The sequence below is a fragment of the Granulicella sp. S190 genome (assembly GCF_009766095.1).
Taxonomy (GTDB): Bacteria; Acidobacteriota; Terriglobia; order Terriglobales; family Acidobacteriaceae; genus Edaphobacter.
In genome coordinates this window covers 128,494-151,953 of the sequence record NZ_LMUD01000002.1, presented here as the reverse complement: position 1 = coordinate 151,953, position 23,460 = coordinate 128,494, and the positions used below count along the sequence as shown (strand labels likewise).

Annotated in this window: 21 protein-coding genes; 16 read left to right on the top strand and 5 right to left on the bottom strand. The window is 58.3% G+C overall.

The genetic code is table 11. The features are described from left to right. The first annotated feature begins 19 nt into the window (after positions 1–19). The 13 genes from GSQ94_RS00565 (at position 20) to mobF (ending at position 12,356) form a co-directional block, all read left to right on the top strand. Positions 20–1,297, top strand: a complete 1,278-nt coding sequence (locus GSQ94_RS00565; protein ID WP_158941379.1) for a TrbI/VirB10 family protein — start codon at positions 20–22, stop codon at positions 1,295–1,297. A 10-nt stretch (positions 1,298–1,307) separates the two neighbouring features. After that, positions 1,308–1,598 (top strand): hypothetical protein, encoded by a 291-nt coding sequence (locus tag GSQ94_RS00560; protein ID WP_158941378.1) that lies wholly within the window; start codon positions 1,308–1,310, stop codon positions 1,596–1,598. Positions 1,599–1,658: 60 nt separating this feature from the next. Continuing rightward, entirely contained in the window at positions 1,659–2,462 is an 804-nt protein-coding gene (locus tag GSQ94_RS00555) for a hypothetical protein (RefSeq protein ID WP_158941377.1), read from the top strand. A gap of 96 nt (positions 2,463–2,558) precedes the next feature. Further along, entirely contained in the window at positions 2,559–3,356 is a 798-nt protein-coding gene (locus GSQ94_RS00550; RefSeq protein WP_158941376.1) for a type IV secretion system protein, read from the top strand. Positions 3,357–3,367: 11 nt separating this feature from the next. Continuing rightward, a complete protein-coding gene (locus GSQ94_RS00545) occupies positions 3,368–4,054 on the top strand; it encodes a VirB8/TrbF family protein (RefSeq protein WP_158941375.1) in 687 nt (228 codons plus the stop codon). 29 nt (positions 4,055–4,083) lie between these two features. Next, complete coding sequence (locus tag GSQ94_RS00540) at positions 4,084–4,416, top strand: hypothetical protein (protein ID WP_158941374.1); 333 nt, start codon at positions 4,084–4,086, stop codon at positions 4,414–4,416. A gap of 98 nt (positions 4,417–4,514) precedes the next feature. After that, positions 4,515–4,898, top strand: a complete 384-nt coding sequence (locus GSQ94_RS00535; protein ID WP_158941373.1) for a single-stranded DNA-binding protein — start codon at positions 4,515–4,517, stop codon at positions 4,896–4,898. A gap of 69 nt (positions 4,899–4,967) precedes the next feature. Beyond that, the gene (locus GSQ94_RS00530) at positions 4,968–5,240 is read left to right on the top strand and encodes a hypothetical protein (protein WP_158941372.1); all 273 of its coding nucleotides are present in this window, start codon (positions 4,968–4,970) and stop codon (positions 5,238–5,240) included. Beyond that, entirely contained in the window at positions 5,237–6,211 is a 975-nt protein-coding gene (locus tag GSQ94_RS00525; protein ID WP_158941371.1) for a CpaF family protein, read from the top strand. The genes GSQ94_RS00530 and GSQ94_RS00525 overlap by 4 nt, the downstream gene beginning before the upstream one ends. A gap of 12 nt (positions 6,212–6,223) precedes the next feature. Beyond that, positions 6,224–6,550 carry a hypothetical protein gene (locus GSQ94_RS00520; protein WP_254063488.1) on the top strand — a complete coding sequence of 109 codons (327 nt, stop codon included), beginning with the start codon at positions 6,224–6,226 and terminating at the stop codon, positions 6,548–6,550. A gap of 196 nt (positions 6,551–6,746) precedes the next feature. Next, on the top strand, positions 6,747–7,124 hold the full coding sequence (locus GSQ94_RS00515) for a hypothetical protein (protein WP_158941370.1): 378 nt from the start codon (positions 6,747–6,749) through the stop codon (positions 7,122–7,124). Beyond that, positions 7,121–9,214, top strand: coding sequence for a type IV secretion system DNA-binding domain-containing protein (locus tag GSQ94_RS00510; RefSeq protein ID WP_254063487.1), 2,094 nt, complete (start codon positions 7,121–7,123; stop codon positions 9,212–9,214). Before GSQ94_RS00515 ends, GSQ94_RS00510 begins: the two co-directional genes overlap by 4 nt. Before the next feature lie 10 nt (positions 9,215–9,224). Further along, positions 9,225–12,356 (top strand): MobF family relaxase, encoded by a 3,132-nt coding sequence (gene mobF, locus GSQ94_RS00505; RefSeq protein WP_158941369.1) that lies wholly within the window; start codon positions 9,225–9,227, stop codon positions 12,354–12,356. A 50-nt stretch (positions 12,357–12,406) separates the two neighbouring features. Here the strand turns inward: mobF and GSQ94_RS21020 are convergent, their stop codons facing one another. After that, a complete protein-coding gene (locus GSQ94_RS21020; protein ID WP_216842980.1) occupies positions 12,407–13,699 on the bottom strand; it encodes a hypothetical protein in 1,293 nt (430 codons plus the stop codon). Positions 13,700–13,968: 269 nt separating this feature from the next. Here GSQ94_RS21020 and GSQ94_RS00495 point away from each other — a divergent pair, with 269 nt between their 5' ends. Further along, complete coding sequence (locus GSQ94_RS00495) at positions 13,969–14,565, top strand: hypothetical protein (RefSeq protein WP_158941368.1); 597 nt, start codon at positions 13,969–13,971, stop codon at positions 14,563–14,565. Positions 14,566–14,602: 37 nt separating this feature from the next. Here GSQ94_RS00495 and GSQ94_RS00490 read toward each other — a convergent pair whose 3' ends face one another. After that, positions 14,603–15,409 carry a DUF5677 domain-containing protein gene (locus GSQ94_RS00490; protein ID WP_158941367.1) on the bottom strand — a complete coding sequence of 269 codons (807 nt, stop codon included), beginning with the start codon at positions 15,407–15,409 and terminating at the stop codon, positions 14,603–14,605. 477 nt (positions 15,410–15,886) lie between these two features. On the opposite strand from GSQ94_RS00490, the gene GSQ94_RS00485 reads away from it, so the two are divergent. Together GSQ94_RS00485 and GSQ94_RS00480 are read left to right on the top strand one after the other, a co-directional pair. After that, positions 15,887–16,171 carry a hypothetical protein gene (locus GSQ94_RS00485; RefSeq protein WP_158941366.1) on the top strand — a complete coding sequence of 95 codons (285 nt, stop codon included), beginning with the start codon at positions 15,887–15,889 and terminating at the stop codon, positions 16,169–16,171. Positions 16,172–16,205: 34 nt separating this feature from the next. Further along, the gene (locus GSQ94_RS00480; protein WP_158941365.1) at positions 16,206–17,486 is read left to right on the top strand and encodes a DUF3560 domain-containing protein; all 1,281 of its coding nucleotides are present in this window, start codon (positions 16,206–16,208) and stop codon (positions 17,484–17,486) included. Between the two features lie 428 nt (positions 17,487–17,914). Here GSQ94_RS00480 and GSQ94_RS00475 read toward each other — a convergent pair whose 3' ends face one another. From GSQ94_RS00475 to GSQ94_RS00465, 3 genes are read right to left on the bottom strand one after another with little or no spacing between them, the layout of a single operon-like run. Further along, on the bottom strand, positions 17,915–21,148 hold the full coding sequence (locus GSQ94_RS00475) for a DNA polymerase III subunit alpha (RefSeq protein WP_158941364.1): 3,234 nt from the start codon (positions 21,146–21,148) through the stop codon (positions 17,915–17,917). Continuing rightward, positions 21,141–22,643 (bottom strand): DNA polymerase Y family protein, encoded by a 1,503-nt coding sequence (locus tag GSQ94_RS00470; protein WP_158941363.1) that lies wholly within the window; start codon positions 22,641–22,643, stop codon positions 21,141–21,143. Before GSQ94_RS00470 ends, GSQ94_RS00475 begins: the two co-directional genes overlap by 8 nt. Beyond that, a complete protein-coding gene (locus tag GSQ94_RS00465) occupies positions 22,625–23,398 on the bottom strand; it encodes an ATPase domain-containing protein (protein WP_158941362.1) in 774 nt (257 codons plus the stop codon). Before GSQ94_RS00465 ends, GSQ94_RS00470 begins: the two co-directional genes overlap by 19 nt. Between the last annotated feature and the right edge of the window lie 62 nt (positions 23,399–23,460).

Here is a 23,460-nt window from a genome sequence, read left to right as displayed (position 1 = left end):
TGCCATGCCAGAGCCGGAATTGACCACGAAAGCGACCGATCCGAAAGGCGTGCTCCAGAAGAACATGAAGATGTTTGTGTTTCTTGGGGCTTGCGCTCTGGTGATCCTTGCAGCCATCTTCAGTTCTGGCGGCAAGAAGTCCGCTACCCAGGCGGCCTCCAAAAGCCAGCCTCCGCAGCCGATGGTGCAGGACAACACGGATAACAACGTCGCTGACCTGAAGAATCAGCTTGAGGTCGAGAAGGAAAAAGAGCAACAGGCCGCGCTTGCCACTACGGCCGCTGGCGATCCCGCGCTGAAGAATGCCACGCCTGCCCAACAGGCGGCCGCAGCGGGATACACGCCTAGCGGGCTTCCTGTGGGTTGCATTCCCGGTCAGCCGTGCGGGCCGAGCGGCTACCCCCAGCAATCGGGCGTAAACCAGCCTTCACCGGCGCAGCAGGAGGAGCAGCAGATCGCCGCGAAAGACCGGGAACGCGCCTATAACGCTCGATTCTCCTCGAATCTGGCTTACAGCCGCCCCCCAGACCCGCCGCCGAGTCAAATTGCGCCGGCTGGCGTTCAGTCGAGGAATCCTAGCGGGCTTCCTGCTGGCGACTCCAATATGATTGCTCCCCGCGCAGCGGGGGAGCAACCGCAAGCGCAGACAGTTCAGGCTCCCAAGCGCGCGCCCGAGGTCAATATAGACTCGGCCTCAGGCCAGCCCTACGTTATCTACGAGGGCACGACGTTGGATACAGTGCTGATGAACCGTCTGGACGGTGACGCTGTGGGGCCGGTCAAGGTGCTCGTCTCGAATCCGGTCTATTCGCATGACCACCAGCACGTCATCATTCCCGATGGAACGATCGTGCTGGGCGAGGCCAAGAAAATCGGTGCGTCCGGTTTTGGGCAGCAGCGCCGGATGGCAGTTGCCTTCCATCGGATGATTATGCCGGACGGCTACTCCGTCGATCTTGACCAGTTCCACGGCCTCGACCAGATCGGCGAAGAGGGATTGAAAGACAAGGTGAACAATCACTACCTCGAAATCTTTGGGGCTTCAATCGCTTTGGGTGTGATCGCCGGAGCGGGAGAGATTACCCAGGGTGGCGGCGTGATTTCCACCAGCGGTTCTCAGGCATTTACTACGGGAGCCGCAGGCAGCGTGTCGCAGTCGGCAACCTCCATCCTTGATCGTTTCATCCAAATACCACCGACCATCACCATCCGTGAGGGACATCGAGTGAAGGTCTACTTTACGCAGGATATGTTGTTGCCTGCGTATACCAATCACACCATCCCGCAAACGTTCTGAGGAGTTTTCTATGCGCCGTTTCCTCACACTTTCTATCTTGCTCTGCATTGCCCTTGCTGGCTGCGAAAGTAAGCAAGCGAAGATCGACAAACTAGAGGTCCAGTACAAGCCACTCAACACGCAATACAACAAGGACTGCATCGCTCCGGCCTTCGGAGCAAAAGGTGCTGAGTCTTATTTCAAAGGTGAGGCACCGAAGGTTCCAACGCCACAGGAGGAGGCCGCTCACAATCAAAAGTGTGCCCAAGAGCTTCAACAAGTAACAGCTCTTGAGAAGCAAATAGAAGCACTCCAGAAGTAACGGCTCAGATCAAGAGCAAGTCCATCAATCCACCCCCACTCAGCCATAGGAGGCAGAGCCATGAAGCATTCTTTTCTCAAAATCGCGCTGATCGTCTCGATTGCAGCACCGGTTGCAGCACACGCCCAATTCGGCTCCGGTGTCGTTTATGACCCAACCCAATCTGCCCACGCTATCCAGCAGATCGAACAAGGGCAAAATATCTTCACTAATTCCGTGAAGCTGGCCGACAACGCTATTGCGACCTACAACCTTGCCCACCAGATGGCTATGTCTCCCCAAAGCCTCTATCAGCCGTTCATATCCTTTTCATCGGTCTGGATGATGGTCAATCAGGCTGCGAACACCTATGGCAACTCGCAGTCTTGGACCAACTCGGCCAATACTGGCGTGAACGCGCCGTATGCCTACCAACAAGCATCGGTTCCGCGAATAGGCCAACTGAACGGTTACGGAAATCTCAGCCTCTCCGGCCAACAGCAGATCGCGGCCCAAGGAGCGACCTCTGACATCAACGACTCGGTGACTGCGAGCAATCTACAGACGCTCGGGACCATCCGCGCCAACTCCCAACAACGACAGGCCGATATCAACGCGCTCGCTGCGGCATCCAACTCCACCGACCCCACCCAACAAACGGAACTGGCGACCCTGCAGCGGATCAATCGTGCGCTCATTTTGCAGCTAATGGCACAGCAGGAGGCCAACCAGATTAGCCAGGCGAATACCTTGCAGCAGATCGTCTCGCAGAAGCAGCAGCAGGACGCACTCAAGGCGACGTTCCAGCAGGCCAATCAGTACCAGTCCGGCTATAACGCCGTCGCGCCGTCGTATGCCGGAGCCGCCGCAGCTATGCGGTACTAACCACACCCGAGAGCGAGGCAGAATATGGATCTCCTGAATTGGATTACCCAAGCGTGCAGTTCACTGACAAGCACTGTCTCTCCATCTGTGGACGCAATGGGAGTGCATATCTGTGTCGCTCTCGCCACCATCATGCTCGTGTGGTTCGGCGTGCAGGAGGCGCTTGCTTCCGCGCAAGGTGGCCCGGGATTCAGCATGGGAAAGTTCCTAAGTTTCTTTATGCTCATTACCTTCGCTTACACGATGGTCAAGTTCTACGATTCCAGCATCCCCGGCATCGGTTACTCGCTCAAAGGTTTCATTAATGGCGGCGCTCAATATCTGGTGAATCAGATCGGGACCGATAGCGCGACCAACATCTTGAACACATTACAGCAGGCTCAAACGAACGAAGGGCCGGGCATGATGTCCACGGTGGCGAATCCGTATAACGCCATCATCTACGCGCTGATACAGGTGCTCATCGCCGGTCTCTCCGCGCTTATCAGCGTCATCATCGCTTACGGTGCAGTCGCCAGTACCATTGTCGGGATGCTCGGGCCGATCTTCATTCCGTTCCTTGTCTTCGACAAGTTGGACTTCTTGTTCTGGGGCTGGCTTCGCGCCTTTCTTGGCTTCTCTTTCTACAAGGTTGTGGCGGCTGCGACATTGAGCATCCTGTCGCAATTGCTCGCGCATTACTACGCCATCATGTCGGGCTTCGTCGATCCGGGGCAAATGGTCAAGCAGCTTCCCATGCTGATTCTTTTGGTCCTCGTCAATGGCTTCATCCTGCTGAAGATTCCAGCAATGACGGCAACCATCTTTTCGGGACACACGGGCGGACATGACGCGGGCACAGGTGTCATTACAGGTCTTGCGACGACCGCAGCAACAGCCGCCCTTATGGGCTGAGGGACAGAGCGATGACTACAGCAACGGAAAAGACATCACCCGAGATAACCCGCGCAGCGGAACGCTATCTGGAACAGTATGGCGACCCGTTAGTGATGAACACCTATCTCAAGGTCACAATCCTGTGCCTTGTGGCCGTCTGCCTCGCGCTCGCCGCGCTCGTCTACAAGAGCCAGAAGGCCCTTATCAACGCACACCCGCTGATTGTCCGTATCAACGATGTTGGCCGGGCCGAAGCGATCGACTATCGCAACTTCCAGTACCGCCCCCAAGAAGCCGAGAACAAGTATTACCTCTCCCGCTGGGCTGAGCTGTATTTCAACCGCAACCGCTTCACCATCGAACGCGACCAGACCAACGCTCTCTACTTCCTCAATAGTGACGTGCAACGCGCCGTGATCGAGCAGGAGAGGAAGGACAACATCATCCTCACCTATCGAAATGACAGCACCCTTCCGTATGTGGATGTGGAGATCAAGAACGTCGTGCTTGACGACCTCCGCTTGTCTCCCTATTCGGCGCGGATAGAGTTTGAAAAGGTGTACACGAACCCAGCGGATCATACCGAACTGAAGCGAGAGCGATGGACGGCCAGTGTGACCTACGTCTTCCGCGAGAACGTGAAGAACAATGAACTGGCCGTGAACCCTCTTGGTTTGACCATCGTGCGATTCCGGGCTGACCAGGCGTTCGACTAGGGATGTATCGACGTTCCCAGAGGCTTTCCATGTCCTTTCATGCTGTCAATCCGGCTAGTTCTCACTCCCTGTCTCCGTGCATCTGTGAGGGAGCCAACGTGATCGCCAAGACCTACAACGGCGGTGGCGAAGTGCGCGCCTCTTGCGAAGGACATGCCAACTCGAATCGAGCGGCGTTTGTGGCGGACTTCCGCAGCCTGAGTACGGATGAGAACTTTGCTTCCTCATGTGTCTGCCGATATGTATCCCGCCTTGTGCTCGGTCACTGCTTCGGGGCCTATCCGGCGCCCTGCGGCAGCTCGCTCTTCTGCTTCGGCTTCGCCGCCCTACGGGTTACGGTTTCCGTACCGGACCCTCCGTAAATGCAGAGCTTCGGCACTTGGGAGCCGGGCCCTCTCGCTTGGCTCCGCCCGGTGTGACCCGAGCAAGATCGGGAAATTCAACAAACGGAGACACCATCATGTATCAGAACAAAGTAACCCTCATCGGCTTCCTAGGCAACGACGCAGAAGTTCGCTCCAACGACAACCGCAGCTTCACAGTTCTCTCGCTGGCAACCAAATCCTCCTACAAGAAGGACGGCAAGTATATCTCCCACACCGAATGGCACCGTTGCGTGGTCTTCGGCAAGCTCTCTGAGTTCGCCGGCACGCTCAAGAAGGGCGCACATATTCAGGTCGAAGGCGAGTTACGCAGCCGGGAATATGACAGCAAGAAGACGGACTCAAAGCAGCGCATCTGGGAGGTGCGGGTCGATTCGATCCTGAAGCTCGACCGCGCCGAGAAGGCCGCCCCGGAGGAGCAGGAACACGACGAGTTCAACCAGGAGGACGAGGCCGCATAAGCCTCTGTCTTTTCCATTCGTGGAGGCCCGGGTCACACCGGGCTTTCGTATCAAGAGAGAGGAGCCACCATGAAATTCGAGGAAGAAGCAGCGCTCAATCGTCTAGTCGCAATTGCACGCAACGATACGGGTCAAAGTCGGCGTGTAGCTGGTTTTCTGTTGGCATGGTGGAACGCGGACGATTGCGGCGGATTCAATCTGGCCGATCTGTGGAGCGTCGATACGTCGATCACAGAAGATATGGTGACTGTCTTCGGCTGTATAGCTCGCGTGAGAAGCTACCCGGACGCACTTGGCTATGGGGAACAATTCAAGTCCATTGTGAGCGGTTGGCGGCCATGAGCTTCGAGTTGATACTTCCATTTCTTCGCCCCATTGAGCCGTTGTTATTGGACGACAGTATCAGCGAGATCATGGGCAATCCCGATTCGTCATGGTGGTACGAACGGGATGGGATTATGCGCCGGGAAGAGACTGTCTGCTTCGACGCCGGCAGGCTCCGCACCGGCCTCGAAGTCATTGCCAACCAGCTCGGCAAACACTTGGACGAAGACAACCCCGTCCTACACGCGCAACTCCCGGACGGGAGCCGCTTAGCGGCAGTCATTCCTCCGGTCGTGCGGCCTTCGCCCGCCCTCGTCATTCGGAAGTTTCCCAGCCGCCATTACACCGTCGATGACCTCATTGCTCGCGGCACGCTGACGCAGTCGCTCGCTGACCTATTGGCCGTACAGATCGCGGCTGGAAAGACGGTGCTTATCAGTGGCGGAACATCAACGGGAAAGACAACTGTACTCCGCGTTCTGGCGAACGCGATCCCCGAAGATCAGCGCATCGTCGTTATCGAAGACACCTCCGAATTGCACATCAAGAAGCCGAACATGCTGGCCGTCGAGTGCCAGACCGATACGTTCAAGGCCAACGTCAGTTTCGACGATCTTCTCAAGTCCGCTCTCCGCTGGCGACCGGACAGGATCATTCTGGGTGAAGTGCGCGGAATCGAGGCGCGGACGCTACTCGATTCGCTCAACACCGGCCATGCCGGTTCGCTCGCTACGATACACGCCAATTCTGCCGAAAAGGCCCTGCATCGCTTCGCCAATCTCGTCATGCGGAGTCATGCCCAATCCACCTTCATTGACACGGAAGCTGAGATTGCCGAGGCCGTCGATTTCATCGTGCATGTCGAGCGGCTTCCGGGCCGCCGCGTCATTCGCGAAGTGCTCGCTCTTCGCGGCTACGACCGCGACACAAAGCGCTTCCAGATCGAGTCGGTTTTCGCCAGTGAATCAACACCCCAATCCCTTACCTAAAGGAGTACCAAAATGCCTCTACTTGAAGTCAGCCAAAGCCGTCACATCAGCGCGTCAATTCGTCTCGACGAGACAACTGCGGCTCAGGTCGATCAGTACGCCGCTTTCATTCACGCATCGGCAGACGATGTTGTAGACAAGGCTCTCAACTACGTCTTTGCCAAAGACCGCGATTTCCAAGACTTCCTCAAGACATCGCAAGCCACCCAGGTTGCCTGCACTCTCCGTATCCGAAAAGCGCCGACCAACAGCGCTGTAGCGCGCTCATCGAAGAAGCCCAATGGGCGGGCAGATGCCGGGGTGGAGCCCACGGAAACTGTGCGGGCATTGAAGGCATGAACCTCCTTGTAAATCCGTGGCGGGATGGGAACGGTGCTACGCACCGGAAGCATATTGACACTCCACCCCTCCAAGGGTCGTGCAGGGTGCCGTACAGCAACCTGAGAGCTAACTCTCAGGATCAATGATTTGGAGGCACCAAGTTGCTCCACGGTAACCCGGAGCAACTTGGAGTAACGCAAAAGGAGACGATCCAATGGCGATTCTCGAAGACAGCGAAATAGCGACAAAAGCCGAGGAGCGAACCCGTTTCCGCTTGAAGAGCGCGGGCACGAAACTCAATCAGCAGGAGCTTCGCAACCTCGGTGTTCTGGCGAAGCGCCGTGGGGTAAGACCCGGCGAACTCATCCGCAAGCTCATCCTTGACGAGCTTGCCCGCGACGCAGGTACAGTGGCGGCCAGCACAGAACTCACCGAGATCATGGGCATTCGTCTCATGCTGACCAACCTTTTCCGGCCACTCGCCACCGGCCAAAAGCTCACGCCCGAAGCCTTCGACAACATGGTTGCCGAGGTCAAAAAACGCAAACGCAGCGTCGCCGAAGACGCGCTGCAAGACCTGGAGCGTGCATGATGAACACGCCAAAATGGGGCCGCAAAGAGACCATCATTTTCCCTCCGCATTCGCCGATCTACACCTACGGCGCGATCTTCTTCGCGCTGATATTGACCGGCATGTTCGTCTACCTCCGCTTCAGCAGAGGTCAGACTCCCTTGCAGCAGTTCTACACGCCCATTTACTTCCGTACAGCCGTGGGCGGTGTGTTCAACGGGAACCACAAATATCAGTTGCTTTATGCCGCTGGCGTGAGCGCCGGAGCCGAACTTGCGTCCGAGTCTGACGTGAAGGATGGTGCGACTCTCGCCTCAGGCGGCCAGCATATTCCGCTGGCACTTTCTGCGGCGGCTGAAGCGCGGGGATTGGATATTCTCTATCGCGGCCCAGAGCAGAAATACATTGATAGCCGTCTCCACACATATCTCCAGAATGCCGTCTACGGGGGCGACCGGCTCCGTGACATCTACCAGCTTCCGCTCCTCTTCGGCTTCCTCTCGCTGCTCGCGCAGCTCCCATTCTCCATCCGGAAAGATATTCGCCGCCGCAAGGAATTGAAGTACGGGCGTCGGCTCAAAGGCCCTGTCCTGCTCACCCCCAGGCAGTTCAACAAGACGGTAAGCGGCGACGGGATCGGCTTCGTCACCACCGAGGCCAAAGAGATGATGCGGATACCGCTGCAGGCCGAATCGCAACACATCGAACTGATGGGCGATACCGGGGCCGGCAAGACGACACTCATCATGCAGGTGCTCCGCCAGATACAGAGCAGGGGTGATGCGGCCATCGTCTACGACCCGGCTTGCGAGTTCATCCAGAGGTTCTACGACAAGAAGCGAGAGGACATCGTGCTCAACCCATTGGACGAGCGGTGCCCCTATTGGGGACCGTCCGAAGAACTGCGCCGGAAGGCGGAAGCGAAGGCCATCGCGGCTTCGCTTTACCAGCCGACCAGCGATAAAAAGGGCGAGTTCTTTACGGAAACCCCGCAGAAGATATTTGCTCATCTCTTGACCTACGGGCCGAATCCGCAGCAGCTTGTGGAATGGCTGTCGAAGCCCGCGGAGATCGACCAGCGGGTACAGGGGACCGAGATGGAGGCCATGATCGCCAAGGGAGCGCAGCAGCAGCGCAACGGCGTTCTGGCTTCGCTTGGTCTGGTTGCTGACAGCCTGCGTATGCTGCCAACCAAGGAGCAGGCAAAGAACAAAACGTGGAGTGCGACCGAATGGGCTGTCACACGGAAAGGATGGATCTTCATTACGTCCAGTCCGACCGAGCGCGAGGCGTTGAGGCCGCTGCATAGCCTTTGGATCGACCTGCTCGTCATGCGGCTGTTGACCGCGCCTCAGGACAAACAGACTCCCGTATGGTTCGTTCTGGACGAGCTTGCCAGCCTGCAACGGCTCCCTCAACTCCATACCGCCATCACCGAAAACCGGAAATCGAAGAACCCGCTCGTTCTCGGATTTCAGGGCAAGGCCCAGTTGGAGGTCATCTACGGACACCTGGCCGAAGTCATGCTCTCGCAGCCGGCCACCAAGATATTCCTGAAGACCACGGAGCCGAAAGCAGCCGAATGGGTGTCCAATGCCATCGGCAAAGTTGAGATCGAACGCATGAAGGAGACGCACTTCGACGGCTCCCGCTCGGGCAGGAATTTCGCCGTAGACCGTCAGATCGAACCCTTGGTGATGGACTCTGAAATCTCCGGCCTTGAGAACCGCCATGCGTTTCTCAAACTGGGCAACAACGTCGCCCGCTTTCACTTCGAGTACATGGACGTGCCGCAGACCACACCGGCATTTCTACCGCGCAAGGTAGAGGGTGACGAACTGCGATTCGATCCACTGACGCTCGTTCCGAAGGCATCGCCAGAAGCTAAACCTGCTCTCGACTTGGAGGCAGCGTTGCCTCCGTCGCCAGAGCCAAAAACAATCGCTCTGCCAATAGAGACGCAGGCTGCCATTGTGAAGAATGACGACGAGAAAGAGCCGCACGAGCCAACGCCGCCCGAAGGCGCGGCGAGCGGCCCCGATCCCGATGGCCCGGAAGATGAACATGACGACGATATTCCGGTAGCCGAGCCGCAGCCGATGCGTCTCTGAGAATCGCCTCATGCTGACCATCTCCAAACCGCTCAGTTCCAGCCAGGCGCAGACCTATCATGCCAAGGAGTTCGTGTCCGCCGAGCAGAACTATTGGAAGCAAGGCGACACCATCCTCGGTGAATGGCAGGGCCGGATGGCCGAGCGGTATGGCCTTGCCGGGGCCATCGACGAGCAGCACTTCGCCCGTCTCAGTGAGGGCCAGAATCCCCTCACGGGAGGGCAGTTGGTGCGGCACCGCAACGGCCAGGAGTACACGACCGCTGACGGAACCACCGTGAAGCCCGTTGAGCACCGCGCCGGTTGGGATGCCACATTTTCAGCACCGAAGTCCGTTTCGTTGACTGCTTTGGTAGGCGGCGACGACCGGGTCCGCGAGGCCCACCGGCAGGCGGTGACAACCGCCCTTACGGAGTTGGAGCGGTACACTCAGGCCCGAATCGGGGGCAACCGCGCCGCCGAGACCACCGGGAAATTCGTCGCCGCCAAGTTTGAGCACGACACCGCGCGTCCCGTGGATGGGTATGCCGCGCCTCAGCTTCACACTCACGCCGTCATCTTCAATATGACCGAGCGAGCGGACGGCTCAACCCGCGCTGTCCAGCCGCAGAGCTACTTCGACAGCCAGCAGTTCGCGACAGCCGTGTATCAATCTGAGCTGATGTTTAGGCTGTCGCGGCTGGGGTACGAGATCACGCCTGGGAGAAGTGGGGCGCCTGAGATAAGAGGATACACACAGGAATATCTCGACGTTTCCAGCCCACGCAGCCAACAGATTCGCGAGTACCTCGAAAAGAGCGGGTTTGCCGGGCCGGAGGCGGCGCAGATCGCCGCTCATTCCACCCGCGACAAGAAAGAGATTCACACGCCTTCCGAGGTATTGGCAGCCCATCGGCAGCTTGCGGCCGAGTTCGGCAATCAGGCCGATCGAGTCGTCGCTGAAGCGCGGGCGAAGGCGTCTGCTCAGGAGCAAACGCGCGTTCCGAATAGCCCAGAGCGTGTTCAGGAAGCCGTCACCTTCGCCAAGACCCGCAACTTCGAGCGCGAAGCCGTCACCGATGAGCGAGACATCATGCGCGACGCCTTGCGGCGTGGCATGGGCGACCTCACTTACAGCCAGGTGCGCGACAACTTCGAGCTAAGGCAAGCCACCGGAGAATTCCAGCGCACACCCGGCCAGAAGCACGATACCGGGCGGCAGTTCACGACCCGCGAGGCCATTGCCGAGGAGCTTGCGACCATCAAGCACATGCAGCAGGGACAACACACAGTCGAACCGACCATGCGTCACGAGGACGCCGCCGCCCACGCCCGCACTCGCGAATTCCTGAATCCAGCACAACAAAGAGCCATCGAAGAGGTGCTCACCTCCCAGGACCGGATACATGGGCTACAGGGGTTGGCGGGCAGCGGTAAGACCACGACCCTTGAGGCCATCCGCGAGGGCGCGGAGCGGAACGGATACGCTGTTGAAGGCTTCGCTCCCACGAGTCGAGCCGTCGGCCAGCTACGCGACGCCGGAATTCAGGCCGACACCTTGCAAGGTTTTCTGGCGCGGGGAGGCGTGGAGCGGAGCGCGGGAGACCCGAACGCCCGGCACCTTTATATGCTCGACGAATCCAGCCTTGCCAGCACCCGGCAGATGCAATCGTTTCTCGAAAAGATTGGGCCGCAAGACCGGGTTTTGCTGGTCGGGGACACCCGACAACATCAGGGCGTCGATGCCGGAAAGCCCTTCGAGCAGATGCAGGAGGCCGGAATGCGGACATCGCAGCTCGACCAGATTGTGCGGCAGAAAGACCCGGAACTGCTACGCGCCGTCGAACATCTTTCTCGCAACGAGACGGCCACCGGTATTCAACTTCTTCAGCAGCAGGGCCGCATTACAGAAATTACCGACTCGCAGCAACGCATCGAGGCAATCGCCAGGGATTATGTCGCGCGCTCGGAAAACACGCTGGTTGTCTCGCCCGACAATGCCAGTCGCCGCGACATCAACGATGCCATTCGCGCCGAGTTGCAGGGCAGTGGCGCGCTATCCAAAGACAATCACGCGATGACCGTTCTTACCCAGCGTTCGGAACTGACCAGCGCCGACCGCAACTGGGCTGCGCTCTACCAGCCCGCCGATGTTCTTTACTACACCCGAGGGAGCAAAGAGCTTGGCATTGAGCGCGGCACCTACGCTACTGTCGTCTCCACAGACCCCAAAGCGAACCAACTCACAGTCGAACGGGAAGACGGCCAGCACGTCACCTACGATCCCAAGCGACTGCATGGCATCGCCGCCTACCGGGAAATCACACGAGATTTTGCCGAGGGAGACCGCCTCCAGTTCACCGTCAGTAAGCCGGACATGGACATCAAGAACCGCGACCTGGGCACGGTGGAACAGATCCACGGCACCAACATGACCGTTCGCATGGATGGCGACAAGGCTCGGACTCTGACTTTCAACGCCTCCGAGATGCGGCATTTCGACCACGGCTACGCCGTTACGTCGCACAGCTCCCAGGGACTCACTACGGATCGTGTTCTCGTCAACATGGACACCAAAGCGCACCCCGAACTCATCAACACACGCTTCGCTTATGTGTCAGTCTCTCGCGCGTCCGAAGACGCGCGAATCTACACGAATGATGCAACAACGCTCGCCGAACGCCTCAGTACCGATATCAGCAAAGCCTCCGCTGTCGAAGTCGCAAGGCCGAACAGCGAAACGCAAGCTCACCAACCCCAATCGAAGGAGCAAGCCATGACAAACACCAAAGAACTAACCCCCGAAGACCAAAGAAGGCAGTTCCAACAGGAAGCCCACGATCCTGCAACCGATAAGGCGCAGTCGCCCTCCGAAATCGACCAACGGCATTATGCCCCGCTCCACAATGCGTTGCCGAACGACGTCTCTGGTTACGAGTGGAAGCGGGAGACCGGCGACATCCAGAGCTACCAGCACAACCAAACTAACGGCTGGCTGCATATCGACCAGCAAAGTCAGTTCTACGACCGCCATGCCCAGCCCATTGCGAAGGAGCACGCTTTAGAACACGCTGGGCACCTCACTCTTGCAGTCAGTGAAATCTCACAAGCTCAATCCATCGCTAAAGGCACTGTCGGTACCGACCAGGGATTGAGCTTGTGATTCAGCGGCAGGCCCAACGCTCGAATGTCAGTTAGCAGAGAACAGCGGAGTTATGGGTTTTCGGACGATTCAGTGGTTTCAACGCGTCGGGGCTTGGATGTCGCTTCGACTTCAGGTGAAAACCTGTGCCACTTGCCTCGTGTGGTCGATACCCGCTTCTCGATTGTTAGCTGTCCCACTTCCTTAAGCGGAATGTAGGTTTCGGGATGCAGCGGGGTCGATTCATTCTTGAAACGATTGACCAGTTCCAGAAGCGCAGCCTGCATGTCGGCATCGAGTTTAGGTGGATTAGTTGCCAGCTCCCGCCATTCTGGATCGAAGCGGTCCCACAATCTCGTGGTGAGAAATCCAGTATCTTCTGGTGGGAACTTCGCAAAGTTCATCATCCCGCGATCCAAAACCTCTTGCGGCAGGCTCGAATAATGGTTGTTGAGCTTCTTCATCTCTGCCTTCAGCTCGTCGCCGGGGAGAAATATCTGGTGGTCCTTCAGGAATAGCGGCGCGATCCCTTTGTGTAGCTTGTCCGCCGACGTAAAGATCGAACAAAACGGCAGATAGTACAGATAAGCAATATCGGCCCGGTGGCTGGCCCGGTTACGCGAAATCAAGTCTGCCGCGATGCCTAGATAGAAGAAGAGGTCTACGGTGAAAACGTGGACGAAATACGGCAGAAAGTTCTGTATCGGGGGTTTTCCCTCCGCATCCCAACGCTGCCGCACTGATGCTTTTTCCTCGTCTGAAGCTCCAACCAACTCCAACACAAAACCGAGAAACCAATCATCCGGCGCCCGCGCCAACGTCGCATCTACGAATGCCTTCAGGGAAGGTAGGTCCTTCGGCTTGGGATTACGTTCGTAAACACGTTTGAAGGATTCATAAAGGACGCCGTTATCGGTTTCGGCCAAGGCAGCTCGCCACTGTTTTGCGATATCGCGTTCGAGTTCAATGAATTGCCCCTCCTGCCATCGGCGTAGGGCTTCTTCTTCGGGCGCATCGCGGTAAATAATTCCCTTGGAATCTCCCAGCATCACAGGTTGCCCTTGAGGCAGCACGCGCTTTGCCCGGTCTGTATCCAGCCTGAAAAAACCTGCGAGTTCTGAGGCTATCAAGGTACTGTGATGAACGCTGGGTGTCGCCTGCTGCTCTGGCATCCTTGCCGCAATGAGTTTGACTTCTTGCTCTGCCGTGCGGTCTTTCCCCATCTTCTTTTCGAGATCCGCTAGGGTCTCCACATAGAACAGCGGCGTGATGACCGACTGAAAGAAATTATCCAGCCATGCCGACTCATCCACACCGAGCAGTTGCAACGCCGATTTGTCGAAGATCAGTAATGGACCGTCCATCTTTTTCTAGCTCAGGACCAGTGTACTTCTCTTAACGGCCGAGGAAGGAGGTTCCCGCTCGCTGCGACCGCTATACTCCCACCATGCCTCCGCCCTGCATTTTCTGTGATAACGAATCCGGCAGCGAAGAACATCTCTGGGCTGCATGGATGCACAGACTTATCGCGTTCGCCCCGGTCAATAGACAGGAAGGAAGCGGCCCCGTTCTTATTGGACAAGATCCCGAGATAACGATTAACACCGTCTGCCGTACCTGCAATAACGGCTGGATGAGCCAGATTGAGGAAAAGAACGTCGCCCGGCTCAAGCCTATGCTTCTCAATACTGCGATCACCCTCGATCCGGGAGGGATGAAATTGCTGGCGGAATGGGCCGTCAAAACAGCGATGGTCGCAGAGTCCATCAAACCCCGAAACGACAATGAGAATTTCTTCACGCGCGCAGAACGGATCGCCATGCGCGAATGCCAAGCCATTCCTGAAAGGACGAGGGTCTGGATCGGCGCACTCACCGAATCCCATATCGGCTGTCACGGCACCGATTTCACTATCATGGCCGATGGAGGAAAGACCCGGATTGGAACCGGTAGTGTCTCCACCGTCTACGTGGGTCACTTTGTCGTACAGACCGTGACGGAGCACCTCCATCCGCCCTATGTGAGCGATGACTTATCATTTATCACGCCATCGCCAAGTATCTGCGATGGACGGTTGACACAGATTCATCCCAGTAGGCCCAGGAAGGCAGATTGGCCGCTTACACCGTTCACGGAATACGGGGCGACGGGAATCGCCGCATTGATGGACCGCTGGCGTACCGGCGAACAGGTCAACAAGATCAGCAACGCGGTTGCCCCTAAATACTGAAGGCGATGTTTGGAGGGCCGCGTAAAATGGGGCTTTCTCAGCTAAACCGCCGTTCGTAGGGAGCCATTGATTGCAGTGTCTCGGAATATAGTTCGTTGAAGACCTGTGGACGTTCCATGCCAAGACCGAAGATCGTATAGGCGATGGAGCTGTGGACATACCCAAGAACCATAAAGAGGACTTTTTGGAATTGGGGCTGTTTAGAACGCTCTTCTATGGAGAACTGCGCCCGTTCCTCCGGCCAGAAGTTATCGAGCGCCGTGGAATAGCAATGGATATACGATGACGTTTGGTAATAGTCCACCGCATACTGACTCTTTTTGATGAAGTCTGTCGAGCTGTCGCCGTCCAGTGGATGGTCCTTCAGATTCGTGACCCACGCAAAACCTTTCTCGCCGGACCAGTGCTTCGAGGCTCCCTTAGTGTCTGGAGTTAGACCCCACTGCTTCCCATATTCGAGTATCTTTGCTTCCATCGGTGTGCCCGCTGCGCTTTGAAGAGCCCAGTGCATCCAGTATTGCTTGTCGGCTACCGCGAACCGCATATATTTATCGGTTCTCGCCCAAAGCTGGCTGCGGTCTTCGGTCAGGTAACGCAGGTTCAATGAACATTCGACGATGGATCGGCACAAGCCATAGGCTTGATCCTCCAGCCCCGCACCCAGAAGAACAAAGATAGCGTTTGCCAGCGAAAAGGCTTTGGACAGGATGCCAAGACCCATCATGTCGAACGGGTACATATCGAAGCGCCGCGTATAGAGCGCGAGCCCATCAAACTCCCGCTTCGCGTTGCGAACATAATCGCGGACGAGCTGAATCTCCTTACTTCTCTCTACTGTTGCCATGACGTTCCTCCACCTGAATTGGGGATGAGAGCCGTCGAAACGACACCCTTATCCCTAAAACATGCGTCGCCTCATGATACGGACTGAGAAGAGTTTTATTTCTAGCGATGTCAAGCCGTAATGGAACCCGCTGATGAGGGCGGAAGTCTCCTCCCGTCTGCGGCTGCTTCGCATCCTCCGCCCCCACCTCTGCGGGCCGTTCCTTCCCGCAACGCCCTCCCGATAATTCCTGCGCTCCGCGCTCGGCAAGGTACACAAGCCTGCTAAGGGGCTCTGCCCCGATCGCGCGCGTCAAGGGGTTTCCCCATAATTTTTGCTGCGCAAAAATCACGCGATAAAACCGCGCCCTCCGCTTTGCTGCGGGTGGGAGATACCCGCTCCCCTTGACGCTTGCTACCCCCGCCTTCGCCAGGTGGCGTTCGGCATGTACATGCCGCGTTTCAACGCGGACGTGCAAAAGCCAAAGCGGGAGGCACTATGCACAACAACCAAACCACACCACCCGACACACCCAACCCCTTCACTTGGAGAGGCTTCGCCAACGTGCGCATGGGCGACTACATCCTCGGCGAAGACACCGTTGACCTTCTCAGCTTGGGCTTTTGCGGCGATACCATTGCCGTCATTTGCCCGAACTGTGACGAAGTTTTGGGGCATATCCCCGTAGAGCTTTACGGCGAAGAGTTCCGCGACCTCACCCACCACCACATTACCCCCGTTCTCGATTGGCACGACGCGAAGCACCACCTGCGTCTCGCCTAACAACGCCCACCCAACCGAAAGGAGAAAACACGCTATGATGACCGCGACCTATTCCCCCGAAGACAACAAACTCCGTCTTTATTCAACCAGCCGCTTCGACCAAGAAACTTATGCCCGCGTGAAAGATGCCGGATTCAAGTGGGCACCACGGCAACAGCTTTTCGTAGCCCCTGCGTGGACGCCTTCGCGGGAAGACCTTTTACTCGACTTGTGCGACGAGATCGGGGACGAAGACACCAGCCTTGTGCAACGCGCCGAAGAACGCAGCGAGCGTTTCAGCGAGTACAGCGAGAGCCGCACCGAAGACGCAGACCGAGCGCAGAAGGCCGTCGCCGCGATTGCCGATAACATCCCCTTCGGCCAGCCCATCTTGATTGGTCATCACAGCGAACGCCGCGCCCTGCGTGATGCCGAGCGTATCCGCGAGGGCATGAGCCGCGCCGTGAAGATGTGGGACACGGCGAAGTATTGGACTGACCGCGCCCAAGGCGCGTTGCGTCATGCCAAATACAAGGAGCGTCCCGATGTGCGAGCCCGCCGCATCAAGGGACTGGAGGGCGATAAACGCAAGCGGGAACGCCAAATAGCCGAGTCGCAGAAGTTTCTCCCCGCATGGCGCAGCGAAGGACTCACCCGCGAACGTGCGTTGTCCATCGCCAACGTCGATCACATCACCGTGTACTACACCAAAGACAAGTACCCGGCTTCGACCTATGAAGGTGCAGACAGCGTTTGGGGAGGTTTGAAGAAAGGGTTGATTGACGAGCAACAGGCTTCCGCCATCTCCATCCGCGTTCACGAGCGCAGCATCGCATACGCGCTGCGTTGGGTTGCCCACTTTGAGAACCGCATCGCCTATGAACGCGCCATGTTGGCCGAGAGCGGAGGCACGGTTGCCGACAAGACACGACCGGAGAAGGGTGGCGCTTGCCGTTGCTGGGCCTCCCCGCGCGATGGCTGGTCGTTCATCCAGAAGGTGAACAAGGTTTCCGTGACCGTGCTCGACAACTACGGCAACCGTGACCGCAATTTCACCCGCACCATGCCCTTCGACAAACTTGTCTCTGTGATGACTGCCGCCGAAGTTCACGCCAAGCGCGATGCGGGTCTCTTGCTGGAAACCGACGACGGCATCGGTTTCTATCTCCAAGTGGCACCCTCCACACCGCCCAACGACGATGACCCCGAAGCTGCCTTGCGTCATCAGTGGGACGCGGAAGGCGTCCCGAAGGAACGGCAGGACGAACTTATCGCCGAAGTGACGGCCAAGGCGCAGCCGGGAGCCAAGGTCGGCCCCTTCACCCTGCGCGATTGAAACCAGTGTGCCGATTCCACACAAGAAGCGGGACATCCATCAAGGAAAGGAGAGAACGATGAAAGGCAAACGAGTATCCAGCAAACAAACCGGACGCACTGGCACCGTGACCAAGAGAATTGGAAACTGCCTTTGGGTACGGATGGACGACGACGGCACCGAATGGAGCGGAGGCATATCGTATTGGAAAATTCTTCGCCCAACCAGCAAGGCCCCGCCGCTTGAACAACCGAACGGTCGATGATGACGCAGCCGCCCTTCGATGAGCCGAAGGGCGGCTGCGTGTTCTTGTTGCCCGTCTTTCCCACCCTATTCGTGCTGGCGCTTCGCACCAGGCCCGCATTCACCCACCCGACGGGCAGCCCGCGCAGATTGTCGCCACACTGTGGCGACAATCTGCTTGCCGCAAGCCAGAGGCAAACGACGACTCAATGAAAATCTCGCGACAACACATCGACATTCCCGGCATGGACTACACGCACGGTTGAAGCTCGTACATTGATGACGCCGTCCTGATTCTGTAGCACGCCCTCCACCAGAAGAAAATTCTTCCTCGTCACCGTCACGCGATTTTGTTCGTAGAGCTTGGGATGGATGATGGCGTTCGAGATGCCGGTTTCGTCTTCGTTGCTAAGGAAGATGAAACCGCTGGCCGTGCCAGGTCGTTGCCGTGCAATCACGGCACCGGCAATCCGTACAAATGTCCCATCCGGCACGCTCTTGAGGTCAGCGGCACGCATCACCCCGAGTTTGTCCAGCTCTGCGCGCTGGAGGGCCATTGGATGAAGCCCCAGGGTGAAACCGGTAATGAAAAAGTCGGCGACCATCCGATCGTTGATCGCCATGCTCACCAGCGGGGCCGATATGTCGATTTCAAACTCATCCGGGATGTTCGCAAAGAGCGGGCCAACATCCTGTCCGGCTCGCTCCGCTCGCCAGAGCGCCGTGCGGCGGTCGTGTTTTTCCCCTGTCCAGTTGAACGCACCCGCTTTCGCCAACAGCGCCAATTCATCCTTGCGGATCGACGCCACGCGACGCTTCAGGTCGTATTCGGAGACGAATGGCCCGGTCGTTTCTCGCGCAAGTGAAATCGCGTCCCCGATGACTTGCCGTAGCCCCTTCACATAGCGCAGACCCATCCGCACAGCGAACGGGTCGCTGTGCTTTGCTCGCTCGTTTTCGTCCAACGTCTCCAGCGTGCAGTTCCAGTCGGAACGCTGCACGTCGATGGGCCGCACTTTGAGGCCATGGCGCTTCGCATCGTTGATGAGCGTCGAAGGGCTGTAGAAGCCCATCGGCTGATTGTTGAGCAGCGCACACAGATACGCGCCGAGGTAATGAAACTTCGTGTACGCGCTCGAATACGCGATGCTCGCAAACGAGTGAGCGTGCGACTCAGGGAACATGAACTCTCGCACCGTTGAGAGGATACGCATCACTTCCGCTTGTTGCGTTGCATCGAAACCGTTCGCTGTCATTCCGTCGATGAGCCGTGCCTTGAGGCCGGCGAGTACAGCATCCGACCGTTTGCCGCCCATCGCCTTGCGCAGCTCTTCGGCTTCGCCGCCTGTGAGATTCGCCGCGACCATGCCAACTCGCATGACTTGCTCCTGAAAGAGCGGCACGCCCAACGTCCGTTCGAGGAACGGCTGAAACGACGGATGCAGATACGTCACGGGCTGCCGCCCCAGCCTTCGCTCGATATACGGATTGACGAACTTGCCCGTCACCGGGCCAGGCCGGATAATGGCAACTTGCATGGACAGGTCGGCGAAGCACTTTGGTTTCGTGCGCGGAAGCGCGGACATCTGCGCCCGGCTTTCGATTTGAAAGAGGCCCACTGTATCGGCTTCAGCGATGGTCTTGTACACCGCGTCGTCCTGTGGGACTTGCGCATAATCGAGCGAAACGCCGTAATGCTTTGGCACCAGCTCGCGACAGTCGGAGAGGACCGCTAGCATCCCTAAACCGAGCAGGTCGATTTTCACGATGCCCATGTCCGAGCAATCGTCCTTGTCCCATTGCACCACCGTCCGCCCTTCCATCGAGGCCCGCTCGATAGGAACAATGGACGAGAGATGTCCCTGGCAGATGACCATGCCGCCAGAGTGCTGTCCGAGATTGCGCGGGAGGCGCAACACGTCATAGGACTTTCGCAGATAGTGCGCGATGCGCTGCTCTTTCATGTTGAGGCCTGCGGCCTTGAATGTACTTTCCAGCGAATCGCTGGGAGCCTTGTATTCCCAGGAACTCAAGAGGCCGGCGAGCTTCGAGGTCATCTCGCGGTCGAATCCCAAGGCCGCGCCTACCTCACGCGATGCAGATTTGTTTTTGAAGCTGATGACATTGGCCGTCATCGCCGCGCCTTGCGCTCCGTAGAGGTTGTAGAAATACTGAATGCCTTTCTCGCGCGGCTTATCGCTCGCCATGTCGATATCAATATCCGGCATCACCGTTCGCTCTTCGGACAGAAATCGCTCAAAGAGCAACTTCTGGCCCACCGGATCGACGATGGTGATTTCGAGCGCGTAGCACACAACGCTGCTGGCAGCAGAGCCGCGCCCCTGCGCCATGATGCCGTTCGCCTTGCAGAATTGCACCAGATCCCAAACGATGAGGAAGTATCCGGCGAGGCCGCGACTCTTGATAACACGCAACTCATGCTCAGCCTGTCGCCTGGCGCGTTCGTACAACGCCGCATCGTGTTTGGGGAGATAGCGCAGGCGCAGACCTTCGTCTACACGCTTGCTCAAGAACGAATCCATCGTCTCCCCATCCGGCACTCGATACGGCGGGAAGTCGTATCCGACTGTCCTCAGATCGAATTGCAGCCGCGTCGACAATTCGCCGGTGTTGCCGATGGCCTCAGGGTAGTCGTAGAAGAGCTGGCCCATCTCTTTCGCTGTGCGCAGATGACGTTGGGCATTGCGTTCGAGCAAACGCCCGGAGCTATCCAGTGAGGTGCGGTGACGGATACAAGTGAAGATGTCCAGCGTCTCGCGCTCTTGCGGTGTCGCGTAACTGACGCCACCCGTTGCCAGCAGCGGCAGATGCAGCGAGCTTGCGACGCGGATAGCCGCGCGATTCCGATGCTCTTCTTCGCGGCTCGAATGGCGTTGCAATTCGACATAGACGTTGCGCTGTCCGAAGACATTAGTCAGCCGCTCCACCGTCTTGTAGGCAGCGTCGTATCCGCCTTCGGCTAATGCCGCGGCCAACGGGCCTTCGTTGCCACCCGTCAGGCACACGACGCCTTCGGTGTACGGCTCGACTTCTTCCAGCCAACTTGCGCCTTCCGCCTTCGTCGTCTCACGCAGCTTCATCCTCGTGATGAGCCGGGAAAGATTTCGATACCCCGTGGTGGTTTCGGCCAGCAACGGAAGACGCGCTGGTTCGGCCAAGTGTTGGTGCGGCAGATACGACCGTGGATGCAGACGCTCTCCAAAGTCGGTTACCGCTACTTCCGCTCCGATGTGCGAACGCACACCGAGCTTCTTTCCTTCCATGTGAAACCGCACCGAGCCGTAGAACCCGTTACGGTCGAGCAGCGCCATCGCCGGCATCTCCAGATGCGCCGCTTGCTGCATGAGGTGTTCCGGCAGTGTCGCGCCTTCGAGAAAGCTGAAGGCCGACCGCGCATGGAATTCCACGTAGTCAGTCATACGTGCCCTGCACATACCAGCAGCGTGACCCAGGATCGAAGGCGATGCGGCACAGTCGTTCGATCCCGTCCGCCATCAGGCGCACGTCCCACTCCGCGCGCGACCACTCCGCTTTGTCCCACCACTGTCCGCTGAGAAGTTCCGGCCCAGCCGCTTCGCGGATCGTATAGGCAATCGAGTTCCAATAGACGCGCACGGGCCGCTCGTTCACGAGCTGCACGTTGATGACTTGTGGCGGGCGGTTCACCCGCAGTGCCACCGGTACTGGCAACAGCGAGGGCTCTACGCGCCGGGGCGCGGGAGGCATGAACGGAGCCATGCGAAAAGCGTTGGGGCGATGATCGTCCACCAACTCCGGCGAGCCTACGCGGTCTTCTCCCAGCAGCTTGCGCAGCTTCGCCACCAACACCTCCGTCTGTCCCGGTTCCGGCGCCTGCGGAAGAAACAGGCCGTGTTGCGCTCGGTAGGGAGGGGCGGACTGCGCACGCAGTTCGACAGCCAGAATCGCGGCGCTGGGCGGATGCGCTTCGAGATCGAGCTGCATCAGCTTGAGCAACGTCGGTGTGTCTTGCAGCGGCAGCGCCGGACGCACGAGGCGTTCATGCCGAGCGCCACCGTCGAGTAGAAGCACAACTTGGATCGAAGCGATGGCGCGGGCCTTTGCCCGCACCCGGTCCAGCAGCGCCGTGGTCATACGTGACAGAACGAAGAGAAGGCGTTGCAGATCATCGACGGGACAATCCAATTCCATCTGCTCTGTCAGCCCCGATTCAAAGCTCGCTTCGAGCGGCATCATCAGGTGCGGCAAGGTGCCGCAGGCCAGTGCGTGGAGTTTCTTACCGGACTGTCCCAGACGGGAAATCAAGTCCGTCTCCGCAAGCGCGGCCAACTCGCCACAAGTGCGGATGCCCCATGCCTTGAACGTCTCGGCATGTTCCGGTTCGAGCGGAAGAACACTGAGCGGCAAAGCGCCGATGGCCTCCGCATCGCAACCCGGTGGAACAACCGAAACGCCCACCCGTCCCCACGCGAGACATGCGGCCACATGGAAATTCCCCGCAACGGCGACATTGGCGAGGAAGCCGGCGGCCATCACGCTCTGTCGCAGCTTTGCGGCGAGTTGCGTGGCATCGCCAAAGATGGTGTTCATGCCGCATATGTCGAGTGCATAGGTGCCGGGCCGGTCTGCTACCAGTTCCATGCGCGGCGAAAAGCGGCACACGATTTCATGCAGTCGGCCTTGTGCCGTGTCTTCCCCCGCGACATCGCGGCGGAGCATCGTCACATCGCAAGCCTCCGCCTGAAGGCGGGACATCCCGACCTCTACGCCGCGCGTCCGCGCGGCCTTGTTCGCGGCAAACACGAACTCCCTGGGCGCTTGACCATCGAACACCGCAAACGGGCGTTTGCGCAGCTCTGGATTTTCCAGCGCGGCAGCTTGCGCAAAGAAGTTGGGCGGATGCAGCACAGCGTACATCAGCGACACCTCGTCCACTGTGTTTCCGCCGCCCAAGCCACACGGCCCGCTGGTTTCCTCTGCTGAAACGGAGAGCCTTCATTGCGGTTCCGTTCGCGGAGAAGCTGATACTGTTGACCCGCGAACAGCGGCGTCTCGCCGTGGTCGCTGAATGGCTTTGTCTGTGCGGGGTCGCAACGCAGGGCTAGTGTCGCGCAACTGCTCGCGCAGGGAGATTGCGTCAGGAAGACCAGCGCCGACCGTGCATGTTCGGCGGCCAGTCGAAACCGATACCATGTCGCCAGCGGTATCCGCATGGTGTGCTGGGGCAGCACATCGCTCATATCAAGCACAATGGCCGCGAAGCCTCCAGTTTGCAGCAAGAGGTCGGTGGCTTTCAGGGCTTGCTCCAGGCGTGACCACGGTTTGTCGCTAAGCTTCTGTTTGCGCTCTGCCGACATGCGCAGCCAGAGCATCCGCTGCAACTCAACGCCCGCCGCCGCCGCAGATTCCGGTGACAGGGCATCGTTCACGTCCACCCAGGCGCAGGCGTTGCCGAGCTTCGTGACGTTTGCCAGCAGGGACAGGGCAAAGGAACTCTTACCCGTCGATGCTGTGCCGCTCACTTCCGTAATACTGTTGCGGGGAATGCCGCCGCCCAGCATCGCGTCGACATCCGCCATGCCGGTCGAGAATAGCTCCGGTGCCTGTTTGATTTTGAGCGTCAGGGCGGCGGGGACGCGCTGAGCCAGTTTCGTTTCGACTTCGACCCGGATTGCGGCAGCGGAACCCATATTCGCTTTATCTTCGCCTATCGGGTAGCCCCCCCGTCAACCTCCGATGCCGCGCAAGTTGT